General features: G+C 43.3%; 12 protein-coding genes and 1 pseudogene. 4 read left to right on the plus strand and 9 right to left on the minus strand.

Annotated elements, in window-relative coordinates; genetic code table 11:
* Positions 1-998: 998 nt before the first annotated feature.
* The 3 genes from H539_RS0120330 to H539_RS33160 all read right to left on the minus strand — a co-directional run bounded on the left by H539_RS0120330 (position 999) and on the right by H539_RS33160 (position 3883).
* Positions 999-1505: a hypothetical protein gene (locus H539_RS0120330; protein ID WP_026695048.1), complete on the minus strand. Its 507-nt coding sequence runs from the start codon at positions 1503-1505 to the stop codon at positions 999-1001.
* A gap of 219 nt (positions 1506-1724) precedes the next feature.
* Positions 1725-3611 (minus strand): ribosomal protection-like ABC-F family protein, encoded by a 1887-nt coding sequence (gene abc-f / locus H539_RS0120335; protein ID WP_026695049.1) that lies wholly within the window; start codon positions 3609-3611, stop codon positions 1725-1727.
* 140 nt (positions 3612-3751) lie between these two features.
* Positions 3752-3883 carry an RAxF-45 family protein gene (locus tag H539_RS33160; protein ID WP_281171453.1) on the minus strand — a complete coding sequence of 44 codons (132 nt, stop codon included), beginning with the start codon at positions 3881-3883 and terminating at the stop codon, positions 3752-3754.
* A gap of 1423 nt (positions 3884-5306) precedes the next feature.
* On the opposite strand from H539_RS33160, the gene H539_RS0120355 reads away from it, so the two are divergent.
* Positions 5307-6317 (plus strand): NADP-dependent oxidoreductase, encoded by a 1011-nt coding sequence (locus tag H539_RS0120355; protein WP_026695051.1) that lies wholly within the window; start codon positions 5307-5309, stop codon positions 6315-6317.
* Positions 6318-6370: 53 nt separating this feature from the next.
* Here the strand turns inward: H539_RS0120355 and H539_RS0120360 are convergent, their stop codons facing one another.
* A complete protein-coding gene (locus H539_RS0120360) occupies positions 6371-7621 on the minus strand; it encodes a DUF445 domain-containing protein (RefSeq protein ID WP_026695052.1) in 1251 nt (416 codons plus the stop codon).
* Positions 7622-7860: 239 nt separating this feature from the next.
* Positions 7861-8123: pseudogene (locus H539_RS0120365) on the minus strand (manganese catalase family protein); the annotation flags it as partial.
* A 112-nt stretch (positions 8124-8235) separates the two neighbouring features.
* On the opposite strand from H539_RS0120365, the gene H539_RS31715 reads away from it, so the two are divergent.
* On the plus strand, positions 8236-8385 hold the full coding sequence (locus H539_RS31715; protein WP_155890169.1) for a hypothetical protein: 150 nt from the start codon (positions 8236-8238) through the stop codon (positions 8383-8385).
* Between the two features lie 29 nt (positions 8386-8414).
* On the opposite strand, the gene H539_RS0120375 is transcribed toward H539_RS31715, so the two are convergent.
* Positions 8415-9875, minus strand: a complete 1461-nt coding sequence (locus tag H539_RS0120375; RefSeq protein ID WP_026695054.1) for a hypothetical protein — start codon at positions 9873-9875, stop codon at positions 8415-8417.
* A 298-nt stretch (positions 9876-10173) separates the two neighbouring features.
* On the opposite strand from H539_RS0120375, the gene H539_RS0120380 reads away from it, so the two are divergent.
* Entirely contained in the window at positions 10174-10437 is a 264-nt protein-coding gene (locus H539_RS0120380; RefSeq protein WP_026695055.1) for a GlsB/YeaQ/YmgE family stress response membrane protein, read from the plus strand.
* On the opposite strand, the gene H539_RS31720 is transcribed toward H539_RS0120380, so the two are convergent.
* Positions 10434-10589, minus strand: coding sequence for a hypothetical protein (locus H539_RS31720; protein WP_155890171.1), 156 nt, complete (start codon positions 10587-10589; stop codon positions 10434-10436). The two genes, H539_RS0120380 and H539_RS31720, sit on opposite strands and share 4 nt — an antisense overlap.
* A gap of 251 nt (positions 10590-10840) precedes the next feature.
* Here H539_RS31720 and H539_RS0120390 point away from each other — a divergent pair, with 251 nt between their 5' ends.
* The gene (locus H539_RS0120390) at positions 10841-11980 is read left to right on the plus strand and encodes a zinc-dependent alcohol dehydrogenase (RefSeq protein WP_026695056.1); all 1140 of its coding nucleotides are present in this window, start codon (positions 10841-10843) and stop codon (positions 11978-11980) included.
* A gap of 44 nt (positions 11981-12024) precedes the next feature.
* Here the strand turns inward: H539_RS0120390 and H539_RS0120395 are convergent, their stop codons facing one another.
* On the minus strand, positions 12025-12417 hold the full coding sequence (locus tag H539_RS0120395; protein ID WP_026695057.1) for an acyl-CoA thioesterase: 393 nt from the start codon (positions 12415-12417) through the stop codon (positions 12025-12027).
* A 100-nt stretch (positions 12418-12517) separates the two neighbouring features.
* Entirely contained in the window at positions 12518-13705 is a 1188-nt protein-coding gene (gene megL, locus H539_RS0120400; RefSeq protein WP_026695058.1) for a methionine gamma-lyase, read from the minus strand.
* Between the last annotated feature and the right edge of the window lie 33 nt (positions 13706-13738).

A 13738-nucleotide genomic window follows, 5' to 3' on the forward strand; every position in this document is an offset into this window, starting at 1 on the left:
CACCCGAAAAGCGGAGAACGGTGCTTTTCTAATTTAACTGCTTTTGGCAGAATGAAATCTTACATTTTATAAAAACGCTGACTTATTGAAAAGCAGCCACCTGAGAGGCATAAGAAAAGCGGCAGCGAAAGGCCGCTTTTTGCCTTTTGGTGGCGATTGGCTTATGACCGAAGGTGGCAGTTCGGAGCTGGACAACAAGAAAAGCGGAGAACGGTGCCTTCCTAATCAAACTTGGCTAAGAGAAGCTTGATAATCAAACTAATTAAACAACTAGACTTGTTGGAAGGCAGAGACCCGACAAGCATAAGACGGGCAGGCTGTGAAGCGCTTTTCTTCTCATGGCCTGCTTGGCTTATGACTCGAGGGTCTCAGTTCGGAGCTGGACAACAAGAAAAGCGGAGAACGGTGCCTCTCCAGTAAAAAAAATGCTAAAGAAGCATGTTTAGCCATACAATTTAATTACTAGACTTGTTGAGAGGCAGCCATCCGACAAGCATAAGACGAAGCTCCCATGGGAAGTGCTCTTTCTTCCCATGGGAGCTTTGGCTTATGACTCGAGGATGGCAGTTCGGAGCTGGACACCCGAAAAGCGAAGAACGGTGCCTCTCCCGTAAAAAAAGTTAAAGAAGAATGATTAGCTATATAATTTAATTACTAAACTTATTGAAAAGCAGCCACCTGAGAGGCTAACAGAAGCATGAGCAACCTGAGTAAAGACAAAACTCAGGGAATAGGTAAAAGCTCTACTCTAATCTGACATAAATCACCAGATAAGGGATGTAATCCAGACAACCAGCAAAAGTTTATGTCCTTCATAGACCGGATAAAGGACATAATCCAGACAGACGGCAGGAGTTTTGTCCTTGATATTTACCCCAGCTATAAATTGGAGAGCCGATGGAAGTGTGCTTTCTTTCCATCGGCTCTTTTGCTTATTATCAAGGATGCCTGGATACAAAATAAAACCACTGCCCTTAGACAGTGGTTTTATTTTGTAGTTATTGAACTTCAGCAGAAAATGTTGGTGCTACAAGCTTAGCACTTTCAAATGCTTTAGCAAGCTTTTCCTGGCCTTTTTCAAAGGTTGCATTGGCTGCATCAAGGGATGGTGCGTCCTTTTTCAGCTCATCTGCTTTAGCCTGATAAGAATCTGCAAAGTCTTTTAATGCTTCTTCAAGGTCAGCTTTTTGGCCTTTTAATTCACTTGGAATCTTGATTCCCTTTAGTTCCTCAGCAACAGCAGCTGCTGAATCGGATGCTTTTTGTCTGTCGGCTGCAGGCGGCGGAGTTTGAGCTCCTTCGTATGCATTTAGATCGCTGTCTTTTTCATTAACCTTGCCTTTTAGGTTTAAATAGAAATCAAGTAATGTACCTGATACATCTGCTTTCTCAGTTGTAGCTTCCTTGTCTTTGTTTGCAGAAGCCTTGTCATCGGTTTTGTCTGAGCATGCTGTTAAAGCAAGTGCCAAAGCCAGCGCAGAACCTAGTAACCAAATTTTTTTCATGATAATCCCCCTTTTATACCTAAGAGCAGATCAAGCACCTCTACTCCTCTATTTTGGAATTTCCAATGTTTAGAAAATTCCTCCGACTTACATAATATCATTAGCCATATACCTAGTAAAGGCAATCTTCAGTAAAATCCCAAAGATTAAATTATATGAAAATTCAGATAAACATTCAATACTTTTTTGTTTACAGTTAGATTACAATTTAAATTCCCCTTATATGAGTTCCTCCATTTGTTCATATAATTTTGCCTGTCTGCTTTCTATTTCCGTTTGCTTATCATACAGTCGTTGAAGTGCTTCCAGGCTCTCCTCCGCCTCCATAGACCTCTGAATCTCTTTTAATTCAGCGTCCAGGTGGTCCATTTCCTTTTCAATCATGCTGACATCCGCTTTTTGAATAATAACAGGAGCAGGAAGTTGATCTGGCATGGTGTTTCTATCTTCTACTTTTGTTCCTTGACTGGCTTTTCTCTGCCTTGCTTCTTCCATCTTTTTCTTAGCCCAGTCATAATTACCGGTAAATGTGCGGAGGCTGCCATCTTCCAGCCAGCATGTTTTTGAAAACAGCTTATTTAATAAATAACGGTCATGGGAAACCGCCAGGATAGTACCGCTGAATTCCTCCAATGCCTCCTCCAGCACTTCACGTGAATCGATATCTAAGTGATTGGTCGGTTCATCCAGAATCAGGAGGTTGATGTCCTGATGCATCAGCTGCGCAAGCTTTAGGCGCATCCGTTCGCCTCCGCTCAGCTGTCCAACCTTCTGGAAGACTGCCGGACCGTAAAAAAGGAACCGCGCCAGTACATGCCTGGCCTCTCCTTCTGTCATCGAAAGGTCTTCTCTGAACGCCTCAATAACTGTTTGCGAAACATTTTGCATATATAAATGCTGCGATAGATATCCGATTTTAACACTGCTTCCCAGCCTTACTTTTCCACCATCAGCTTCCATTTCCCTTTGAATGATTTTCAGGAGGGTAGATTTCCCCGAACCGTTTTTCCCTACAATTGCTATACGCTCCTGGAACTGCAGATGCAGATGGATATCCTGGAAGAGAAGGTTTCCGTCAAAGCTTTTCCAAACCTCCTCCATCACAATAACATCCCTGCCGCTTCTTTCTCCCGACTCAAGGGTCAGCCCGATTTTCCTCCGTTCAAGCACAGGGCGCTTAAGCTTTTCCATTCTTTCCAGGGCACGTTCCATATTTCTTGCCCTTCTATGCAGTCCTTCATTAGGAGGATTCGCTCTGTTTGCCCACTCTTTGAGCCTTTTTATGGCTTCCTTCATTTTCTTTATCTTTTTCTGCTGTTCCTGATAGGCCTGGAATTCCTCAAGCAGGCGCGCTTCCTTTTCTTTCATAAATCCAGAGTAGTTGGCATGGTATACAACCGCTTCACCATCTTCGATATCAATGATTTTCCCCGCAATCTCATCGAGAAAATAGCGGTCATGCGAAATGACAATGGCCGTACCATCATATTCCTTTAAGAACTGCTCCAGCCATTCCACTGCATCTATATCAAGATGATTCGTCGGTTCATCCAGCAAAAGCAGTTCAGGTGCTGTTAACAGCAGCATACCGAGGCATACCTTAGTCTGCTCTCCTCCGCTTAATTGGGTAAATTCAGACTGCATTAACGGATGAAGCTGTAATCCATTTGCGATTTTCGCTATCTCAGCGTCCATTTCGTAGCCACCCTGCAGAGTAAACCTTTCCTGGGCGGCTCCGTACTCCTCGATTGCCTTTTCAAGCTTTACTCCTTCTGCAGACTCCATCATTTTCTCCAGTTCCTTCATCCTGCCTTCAAGCTTCAGCAAATCACCAAAGGCAGTCCGAAGCACCCCATCAACCTTAATTCCCGCCTCAAACTGTGGTATCTGCGCCAAATACCCAACTCTCAGCGACTTCTTCAGGGATATCAAACCCTTGTCAGGTGAATCCGCCCCGGCAATGAGCTTCATGATGGTTGTTTTTCCACATCCGTTTGGCCCGACTAATCCAATCCGGTCTCTTTCAAGCACCTCAAAAGATAAACTGTCAAAAATGCTGTTCCCTCCATACATCTTCCCTGCCTGCTGTACACTGCATACAATCATGATTTTCCCTCATTTCTAATTGAATAGAATGAAACACAAAAAGCCCATGGAAAGATAAAACTTCCATGGGCTCCCAAAAAAACAAAAAGAGGCTTAAGAGCCTCTTTTCCGCCGTATTTTAAAAGCTGTGAAGAGATATCTTACGTTTTATTCCCATATGCAATTCTTAAAAAAGGGCAGACTTCTCCCTTGGAAAATTGCACATGAAAAATTGCACAGACAATATAAATAAACTCTAAATATTGTTCGCGCATGGGAATAAAACGCTTCATCTCTTTCACCTCCTTAATAAATTTCTAAATTATGAGATAATTATATCTCTTTTTTCCTATTTTAACAATCATCAATGTTAATGATTTCCTAAAAATAGAAATTTCATTCTTTCTGTCAGCACCTCTTGATCACACAAAGGCGCAGGACTATATATAGTCCTGCGCCTTGAGCGACAAGTTCTTTTATCCTCTAGGGCCTTATCGATATAAAGTATATCGATTATGGACGAGCGTTCCTTTGTTACGCTCAGTATAAATCCCTTGTCGTGCATTGCCAAATACTCCAATTGAAGTCGCTGCTAATCGACTCATCGGCTATCAGTCCCCTCGTTTTTTGTATTTCAGCGTTGCCTTATTTATATAGCCGCTGGCAATAAGGTTAAACACATTTATTTAAAATATTTAATTTGTCTGAATGAGCTTGATCAAGCGCAAATCATCACTTTTCACTTAGATTTGGTCTGCAGAAATTCCTATTGGAGAAGTATCTACTTTTCCCCCGATAGGGCTTGTCCTTTAGACCCCTGCTAAGGGACAAATCTTTCTTCCACTGGCCGGGTTTTGTCCTTTAGACTCCTGTTAAGAGACAAATCTTTCTTCCACTAGCTGGGTTTTGTCCTTTAGACTCCTGCCAAGGGACAAATCTTTCTTCCACTAGCTGGGTTTTGTCCTTTAGACCCCTGCTAAGGGACAGAGCTTTCTTCTACTAGCTGGGTTTTGTCCTTTAGACTCCTCCTAACGGACAAATTCTTCTTCCGCTGGATAGGGTCTGTCCTTTAAACCCCTGCTAATGGACAGAGCTTTCTTCTACTAGCTGGGTTTTGTCCTTTAGACTCCTCCTAACGGACAAATTCTTCTTCCGCTGGATAGGGTCTGTCCTTTAAACTCCTGTTAATGGACAGAGCTTTCTTCCACTGGCCGGGTTTTGTCCTTTAGACTCCTGCTAATGGACAGAGCTTTCCTTCCCTCGATGAGGTATGTCCGTTAGAGCCTCTTTCTAAACGATTTTTCCACTCTCAAAACGAATTTCACTGGGAATCCTTCTATGACTTTTGTTCTGCTTTCCGCCTGAGTTTTTGTCTTGTGAGAGCCTCTCTCTGAACCGTTTCTTCCACTCTCAAACTAAGTTTTGGTCTTGATACCACTCCTCTGAACCGTTTCTTCCACTCTCAGCCTGAGTTTTGATCTTGAAAGCCCTCCTCTGAACCGTTTCTTCCACTCTCAAACTAAGTTTTGGTCCTGAGACCTCTTCTACCTGCCATTTCTGCAATAACAACAAGTTCCAGCCAGGAGGCTGCAGACCCTTCCGCCTCCCGACACGTAAATATACCCGGAGCATTCCAGCTTATTTTTGACGTTCTCTCACTTGGGATGATAGCCTTGAATTAGGAGTGAAAATTTATCCAATTTGAGGAGTGGTAGTATGCAAAATAAGCAGATTCTTCTTGCAAGCCGTCCAGTAGGGATGCCGGATGAACGTACATTTGAGATCAGGGAGGCAGCCATTCCTGATCTGTCAGATGGAGAGGTTTTGATTCGTGCTGTATATGTGTCCGTTGATCCCTATATGAGGGGAAGGATGACGGATGCGGAGTCCTATATCGAGCCCTTTCCTTTAAACGAGGTGATTACAGGCGGTGTGGTCGGACAAATCGAACGGTCTGCATCTCCTGACTTCAATGAAGGAGATTTTGTCATCGGGACATTGGGATGGCAGGAGTATTCCATTGCAAAGGCGAAGGAAGTCAGAAAGATTGATCCGGCTGCCGCTCCCATTTCCACTCATCTCGGCATTCTGGGGATGCCGGGCTTAACCGCTTATTTTGGCCTTCTTGATATAGGCAAGCCTCGGGAAGGAGAAACGGTTGTAGTGTCTGGTGCGGCTGGAGCCGTTGGTTCGACGGTAGGACAGATTGCAAAAATCAAGGGCTGCCGCACGATAGGTATTGCCGGGTCAGATGAAAAAATCAGGTACCTGGTTGAAGATCTCGGATTTGATGATGCGATAAATTATAAAACAACTCCTGATCTTCGTGCTGAACTGAAGGAAAAGTGCCCTGACGGTGTTGATATTTATTTTGATAATGTCGGAGGAGAGATTTCGGACAAGGTTCATGCCCGGTTAAATCGGCTGGCGAGGGTTCCTGTCTGCGGCGCCATCAGTACCTATAATCTTAAGGAAAGAGATATTGGACCAAGAGTTCAGACACTCCTGATTAAAAAGAGTATACTCATGCAGGGCTTTACTGTGGGAGACTATGCAAAGCGCTTTAAGGAAGGCGCTGCTGATCTTGGAAAGTGGCTTGGGGAAGGCAGACTGAAATATGAAGAGACGGTCCGGGAGGGCTTCGAAAATATTCCCGATGCATTCCTTGATTTATTCCGCGGGAAAAACACAGGAAAACTCCTGGTTAAGGTAAGTGATCCCAAGTAAAGACTTCATAAATAAAAGGAGGCAGAATGGTTGATTCTGTCTCCTTCATTATCTTAGCTGACCAGCATTTTAATAATCGTAATTACAAGGCCGATGATAAAGCCGCATACTGCCCCATTCACCCTGATCCATTGCAGGTCTTTTCCAATATTGTTTTCCATAATTTCAATCAAGGTTTCATTATCCAGCTTATCAAGGTTTTCTTGAACAAGCTTTCCGATTTTCTTGTGATTGTCCTCGATGACCTGTGCAATTTGTCCTTGGACAAATTGTTCTAACGCTTCTATTTTTTGTTCATCACTTTGTAATCCGTTAATCCGGCTGTGTATGAATGGCAGGATGGTCTGGTCCCAAAGTTTCTCATCTTCCAGCTTTTCACGGCAGATTGCAATAAGCTTTTCCAAATTTGTTGAAATTAATTGGTGCGGGTCCCATTCGTTGATCAGCTGCAGCTTAAATCCCTCTGCTTCTGAAAGAAGTTTTTCATTCTCGGTCAGTCCCTTCAACTCTCTGCGGATATAGGCAAGAAGGGTCTGGCGGTTGGAGTTGTCTTCCCTTTTTAGGCTTTCAATTCCTCCTGCAAGAAGGCTTTGGATGATGTTACCCAGCTTTTCCTCACTCATAACGCTGCGGAAGGATTTAATGGCAAATTGCAGGAACCCGTCAAATTCCATCTGGTCAAGGGCATGGAGAGCCATTCTTCCTAATTGAGTGCTTCGATTATGGGTATGAAGCCAGTTCTCACCGGCCCCAATGAGCTTGTCCAGCAGCTTTTCATCGTATTTTCGGCTTACCGTACTTTCTACGACAGACGAAAGCACCGGCTGCAGCTGAACGGAAGAAAGATATTCCTTCATCTTTCTTTCAATGAATGGAGTCAGATCTTCCGGATGGACTTGATTTAAAGCATAACCTCCAACCGATTTTATACCCTTTTTGACTCCATCCGAATATAATCTGTTTTCCACAAAACCCAGCACCTTCCGGATGATGGAAATCTGCTGTATTTTTTCAATGATGCTTTCCTTTGTAAGCCAGTTATTTTCAAGAGCGGATACAAGGGCATTGACCATGCGGTCTCTATTTTTAGGCAGCAATGCAGTATGGGGGATCGGCAGTCCTAAAGGATGGCGGAATAAGGCTGTGACAGCAAACCAGTCAGCCAGCCCTCCGACGATCCCTGCTTCAAATCCCCCCTGCAGCAGCCTCATTATTAAATAATCCTGGAAAGGTATCGTAACAATAAATCCAATTCCCATGATCAGAAGTGATAATCTGGCTAAATATCTTGAGCTTTTAAACATATAATTCCTACTTCCTCTTTCATTGCGTATCGTATTAATTTAAATACCGTTATAGAGAGAATACCATTCTATTATAAATAGAACAAAAGCACCGCGTTATAAAATCCCTGCTCACACTGTAAATGGATATTCCTTCATTTCCCTATTATATTATAAACCATATCTGCCGTCATTTCGGCCTTCTTGCAAACACGTGAAAAAAGGGCATGCATGCTCTAATACCTTTGACCCTGCCTGCATTAAGCCATATTTGGGGGAATAAAATTTGTTCCTTTAATGACCTCCGGAGGAGTATCATGAATATACGGCGGCGCTGGCTTGAGCTTAGGGCTTTGGCAAAAGGGACAAGATTTTCCACAAACTGAAATACCCCTTCTCCATCCATACTCAGCCCCTGCGCCCAGTGCCCTTCTGCACTTTCATCCCCTGCTGAAAAGTTAAATAGAACATAAGAAACCTCGCGCTTTTCAAGCTCCTTTGGAAAAGTGCTTGGCACCACGATTTTTAAACCATATTCTCCCGGCAGGAGTCATTATTCAAAATAATATTTAGGGGTATATTCTCAGCAGACAGAAACAAAGAATATGAATAGTGGTACTAAAGGAGGGATGTTTATGGAGACTACCAATCATAATCTGGATCAGAATATGGGGGGCGGCCCTGTAAAAGAACGGCTGGAAAGCGATAACGCATTCAGCACCAGCGGTCTGAAAAACCTTCGTCTCACCAAAAAAGCAGTACGAGGATCTTATAAGCAGCATTAGGATGAAGGCAGCCTGCGGCTGCCTTCATCCTATCTCCTTCTCGAGACTGCCGTCCTTTCCTCCCATAGTTCCCTCTTCTTCCTGTCATTTCTCCAGGATAGAAAATTGGAGATCGTTAAGTATATGGAGACAACCATACCACTGACTGCTACAAATAACGCAATATACTCAAAAAGATTATAGTGCAGTACCTTATTCCAATGAATATTCCCCTTAAAATCATCTATTACCTGATTCATCCCGTAGATACCGCTGATTACCGTGAAGAGGGTCAGGTATAACAAAAGCAGACTGTCCTTTTTGTCATTAAATCCCTCTTGATACCGATACAGGCTCTCGAGGGTCTCCTTTCCATCGCTATACATCTGATCGACCTTGAACTCTTCTCTGAGATGAAGGAAAAGATCACGGCCCTGAGATTCAGCGGCCAGCTCGACAAAATAGTAATTGGCTGTAAAAGCATTGACGATATAGATTAGTTCTTCAACCTTTTCTTTATCCCGTTCAATCCGGATCTCAGAATAATCATTTGCGATTTTCAGGAGTACGATTTTATGAAAAAGATTTAAAAGAAGTCCATAATAATGTTCTCCAAACATCTGGCTGACCCAGCCTTCCAGCGATTCTCCCTGTTCATTGGTCACACAGGAAAAATGGTCTTCTTTTACCACATAGTAAGTATCCGGCTCCCACCTCTTATAACTATTCTCCTCCAGAAAATCGTTAATATATTCTCCACTGGAGGAACTGATCTCTGGAAAGCCGTTTTTATCGAGGCCATCAAGATTGGCAGCCCGGAATGCTTCAATTTTATCAATCTTCTCCTCGCCCTTGAGTGCGAATATGGATTGAACATACATACGGTCATCCTCAAAGAAGGGAAAAGTCTCAAAATAGGATTCCTCCATATTTTTGTGGTCCATATACTGGGGAATGGATGGATTAACAAAATCAAAGATAAATTCTTCCACTTCTTTATATATGGCAGCTTCCCCTTCTATCTCGATTTCATGATTTATATTTCTTCGTGAATTCAGGCTTCTGAATCTTTTCGTGAATTCCACTGCAGCTGCAAAATCTTCTTCTCCCACCTGCAGGCGGAGGGTGAGAAAGCCAACATTAAACGGGCAGATGGTGATATCGGTTGATAAAAGCTTAAATGGAAGGGAAAAATGCTCAGCCTTAAAATAGCAGTTTGTGTTCAGGGGTTTTGAATAACGGTGAAAGCCTTCATGCTCTTTAGAGGCGGGGAAGAGAATCTTGTTGGTAAAAGGCAGATAGTAGCTTTCAATATTTTCATGAGAAACAGAAAAGTCTCCATAATAGCTTTTCTCCAGTGAAAGTTTATCGAGTTCAAACCATTCATACCCCTGTTTTTTCAAATCTTCACGCAAAGGCTTTATAACATTATTTTTAAAAGAAAATGGAAGTACAAACATCAGCAGTGCATGATTCAGCTTTTGTTCCTTCAAATTAATTCTACTTTTCATATCCAGAGCTCCTCCATAATGAGTGCGGACTGCTTCACTTTACTTTTTCCCTGAATATTATGTTTCAAGCCTAACTTTTTATGGCAGGAGTGTTAATTCATTCAAATCCTTATTGGACCACACATAAAATCTTAAAAAAAATTTTAAAATAAATAATAATTAGGAAGGAATCCGGTTATTTTAAGGAGAGAAGAGCAGTGATTAAATTTCGATGTTTAAGAAGTGTCTATAAGGGGCAAAAAAAGAACAAGCTTATAAGCTAAGCAAAAAATTCAACCAAAAAAGGAGATATGCTATTATGAGTTTTTTATGGTCATTAATTATCGGCGGTATCATAGGCTGGCTGGCAGGATTAATCTTAGGACGTGATGTTCCAGGCGGTATCATTGGTAACATTATCGCTGGTTTCATCGGCGCATGGCTTGGCGGATTGGTTTTCGGAGATTGGGGTCCTGATGTAGCTGGATTTGCTATTATCCCTGCTTTACTCGGTGCCATTATCTTGATTCTGATTGTAAGCTTCATTATGAGAGCCGTCCGCGGCCGAAGCGCAAATCATTAACTGTAAACGAAGAGACCGCAGATATCTGCGGTCTCTTTTTTGTTTTTAAGCAGCCTGTCCATGACATTTCCAAAGGTTACAAGCATGACGATGAACACGAATACCACCGCTGCGGCCATGGCCGGTGTCATGGTGATAAAGCCTTCGTTCATAGCCTGGGACTTCCCTTCAGACCTTGTCTTTACTCCGGAAGGAAGCTTCAGAGAATCGATTTTCCTTATTCACTTCTGCTGGCGCCTGACATGTTATCGGATGTGAACCGGCCTGAGATCTCACCGTATTCCTGCTGGTTTAGACGATAGAGGGCAGAAGGACCCGGATTTATCATTTATTAAAATAAATGAGATTTAATTGCTGAAAATTAGGGGTATAGACCCAATATCCCATAATTAGGAGGTAGATTATGAAGGCTGTAACATTTCAAGGAGCAAAAAATATGCAAGTCAAAGAGGTTGCGGATCCGAAGATCGAAAAAAAGGATGACATTATAATTCGTGTCACATCTACCGCTATTTGCGGTTCAGATCTCCACATATATGCTGGAGCTCTGCCGGCACACAAGGATTATGTAATCGGGCATGAACCCATGGGAATTGTTGAGGATGTAGGTTCTGAAGTTACGAAGGTAAAAAAAGGGGACCGTGTTGTCCTGCCATTTAATGTTTCATGCGGTCATTGTTATTATTGCCAGCATGACATGGAAAGCCAATGTGATAATTCGAATTCCTCTTCACCGATAGACAGCGGAGGCTATTTTGGCTTCACAGAAAGATACGGAAATTATCAGGGTGGACAGGCAGAATTGCTGCGTGTACCGTATGGTAATTTTATGCCTTTTGTAATCCCTGAATCCTGCGAGCTGGAAGACGAAGCCCTGTTGTTTATGTCAGATGTACTTCCAACAGCTTATTGGAGCATCGAGAACTCCGGGATGAAGAAGGGTGATACAGTCGTGGTTCTCGGATGCGGCCCAGTAGGATTGATGGCACAAAAGTTCGCCTGGATGAAGGGCGCCGGCCGGGTCATAGCCGTTGATAATCTGCCATACCGCCTTAACCACGCAAAAAACAAGAATAAAGTAGAAACGATTAATTTCGATGAACACGATGACACAGGTTCTTATATAAAAGAAATCACAAACGGAGGAGCAGATGTGGTTATCGACTGCGTTGGAATGGATGGCAAGAAATCTCCCATTGAAGCTGTCCAGCAAAAATTAAAGCTGCAGGGCGGGACCATCAGCGCCATCCAAATCGGCTTGAATGCCGTAAGGAAGTTTGGGACCATCCAGCTTACTGGAGTCTACGGTTCTATGTACAATATGTTCCCGCTCGGTAATATCTTCGAACGGAACGTGACATTAAAAATGGGACAGGCCCCAGTCATCCATTATATGCCGATGCTGTTTGATAAAATCATGAATGCCGAATTCGATCCGACCGAAATCATCACACACCGTGTCCCGCTCGACCAGGCAAGCCAGGCTTACCAAGTCTTCGCCAATCATGAAGATGAGTGCATTAAAGTTGTTTTGAAGCCTTAGTACTAGGGGACAAGGCCTATTTTCGAGAAATAGGCCTGTCTCCCTTATTTACGGAGATGCAATTCCAGCTCTTTTCGTATTTCTGGAGGAATGGGTTCTGAGTATTTTTCTTTTATATGATAATTCACGTATACGGCTGTTCCTTTCACGCATAGAGTTTCTCCCTGATGAATTTCTTCATATAAGACCAGGCTTGTACGGCCGACTTTTTCCACCCAGGTATATATGTCCACTGTTTTCCCATAATAAATCTGGCTGACATAGTCCACATTCATATTTAAAATGATCATCCTCCAATTTTTGAAGGAAGAATCAGGTGTGAACAGCTTAAAGATTTCATTCCTCCCGGCTTCGAGCCATATGGGAATGGTGGTGTTATTGATATGTCCTACTCCATCTGTTTCTGACACTCTAGGTTCAATCCTTGTGTGATACATACAAATCCACCTTTCTAAATACCCAGGATCACTTCCCCCTCCAGGGCTGCCTTAATAGCTGCTGCCTTCCTGCCGGAAAAAAGCCATAGAACCTATGGCTTTATCTCATACAAAAATTTAGTGCCTGCTCCAGGTCTTCCCACAAATCCTCCCACTTTTCCAGGCCGACGGACAATCTGATCAGCTGGTCTGTGATACCCATTTCGATTCTTTTATTCTCCGGAATCACTGCATGTGTCATGGTTGCGGGGTGCTGGATCAACGTTTCTGCATCTCCGAGGCTGACAGCAATTTGTATGAGCTTCAGAGAATTCATGAGAGTTTGGGCATCTTGCTTGCTGCCCTTTATGGTAAATGAAATCAGTCCGCCTCCCTGCTTCATCTGCTTCCGCATGATGGGATAGTCAGGATGCTCAGGGTCTCCGGGAAATAATACTTTCTCTATCATAGGATGGGATTTTAGTTTTTCACTGATTCGGGCAGCATTTTCACAATGCCGGTCCATCCGTACTGGCAGGGTCTTCAGCCCTCTCAGGAGAAGCCAGGCATCAAATGGGGCCATGATTCCTCCAATATCCTTCAAAGTGGTTTTGGCAACCTTATCAATAAAGTCCTTCTTTCCTGCGGCCAGGCCTCCGACTACATCCCCATGGCCGCATATATATTTGGTTGCACTGTGGAGCACAATATCACATCCATGCTTTAAGGGCTGCTGCAAGTAAGGAGAGCTGAAAGTATTATCAACAACTACCGGGATTCCGTATTCATACGCTATCTTTGATACCAGTTCCAGGTCGATGATCTTCATCGTGGGATTTATCGGAGTCTCTATATAGATGCATACCGTTTCAGGACGGATCAAACTTCGGATCTGCTCTTCGTTTTCCATGAATGACAGGCTGTGGGTAATGTTATACTTTTCCTCCATTAATTCTAATAGTCCATAGGTACATCCGTACAACCCTTGGGAACAAATGATATGGTCGCTTGATTTTGTCAGTGCCAGAAGTACCGCTGATACTGCCGCCATTCCGGAACCGAAAGCAAGTCCTGCTTCAGCTCCCTCCAGGAGGGCTATTCTCTCTTCCAGTGCCTTCACGGTTGGATTGCCGAGCCGCGAATAGATATAGCCGTCCTCTTCACCCGCAAAACGCCTCTCTCCCTGCTCTGCCGATGCAAAAGTAAAGGTAGAAGTCTGGAATATCGGCATAGTGAGACTGCCGAGCAGATCATTTTGGCTCCCTGAATGTATCACTTGTGTTTCCATATTGCTAAATTTTTTTTCCATAGAAAATCCCCCCGAAAAAATGATAGCTCTTCT

This window comes from Peribacillus kribbensis DSM 17871 (assembly GCF_000430765.1).
Lineage (GTDB): Bacteria > Bacillota > Bacilli > Bacillales > DSM-1321 > Paraperibacillus > Paraperibacillus kribbensis.

Bases quoted from the DNA above. Each gene is read 5' to 3' on its own strand.
- H539_RS0120360 (WP_026695052.1), bottom strand. From the start codon at position 7,621: ATGTTTAAAAGCTCAAGATATTTAGCCAGATTATCACTTCTGATCATG.
- H539_RS33160 (WP_281171453.1), bottom strand. From the start codon at position 3,883: ATGAAGCGTTTTATTCCCATGCGCGAACAATATTTAGAGTTTATTTAT.
- H539_RS0120390 (WP_026695056.1), top strand. From the start codon at position 10,841: ATGAAGGCTGTAACATTTCAAGGAGCAAAAAATATGCAAGTCAAAGAG.
- H539_RS0120395 (WP_026695057.1), bottom strand. From the start codon at position 12,417: ATGTATCACACAAGGATTGAACCTAGAGTGTCAGAAACAGATGGAGTA.
- H539_RS0120375 (WP_026695054.1), bottom strand. From the start codon at position 9,875: ATGAAAAGTAGAATTAATTTGAAGGAACAAAAGCTGAATCATGCACTG.
- H539_RS31720 (WP_155890171.1), bottom strand. From the start codon at position 10,589: ATGAACGAAGGCTTTATCACCATGACACCGGCCATGGCCGCAGCGGTG.
- H539_RS0120355 (WP_026695051.1), top strand. From the start codon at position 5,307: ATGCAAAATAAGCAGATTCTTCTTGCAAGCCGTCCAGTAGGGATGCCG.
- H539_RS0120330 (WP_026695048.1), bottom strand. From the start codon at position 1,505: ATGAAAAAAATTTGGTTACTAGGTTCTGCGCTGGCTTTGGCACTTGCT.
- abc-f (WP_026695049.1), bottom strand. From the start codon at position 3,611: ATGATTGTATGCAGTGTACAGCAGGCAGGGAAGATGTATGGAGGGAAC.
- megL (WP_026695058.1), bottom strand. From the start codon at position 13,705: ATGGAAAAAAAATTTAGCAATATGGAAACACAAGTGATACATTCAGGG.
- H539_RS31715 (WP_155890169.1), top strand. From the start codon at position 8,236: ATGGAGACTACCAATCATAATCTGGATCAGAATATGGGGGGCGGCCCT.
- H539_RS0120380 (WP_026695055.1), top strand. From the start codon at position 10,174: ATGAGTTTTTTATGGTCATTAATTATCGGCGGTATCATAGGCTGGCTG.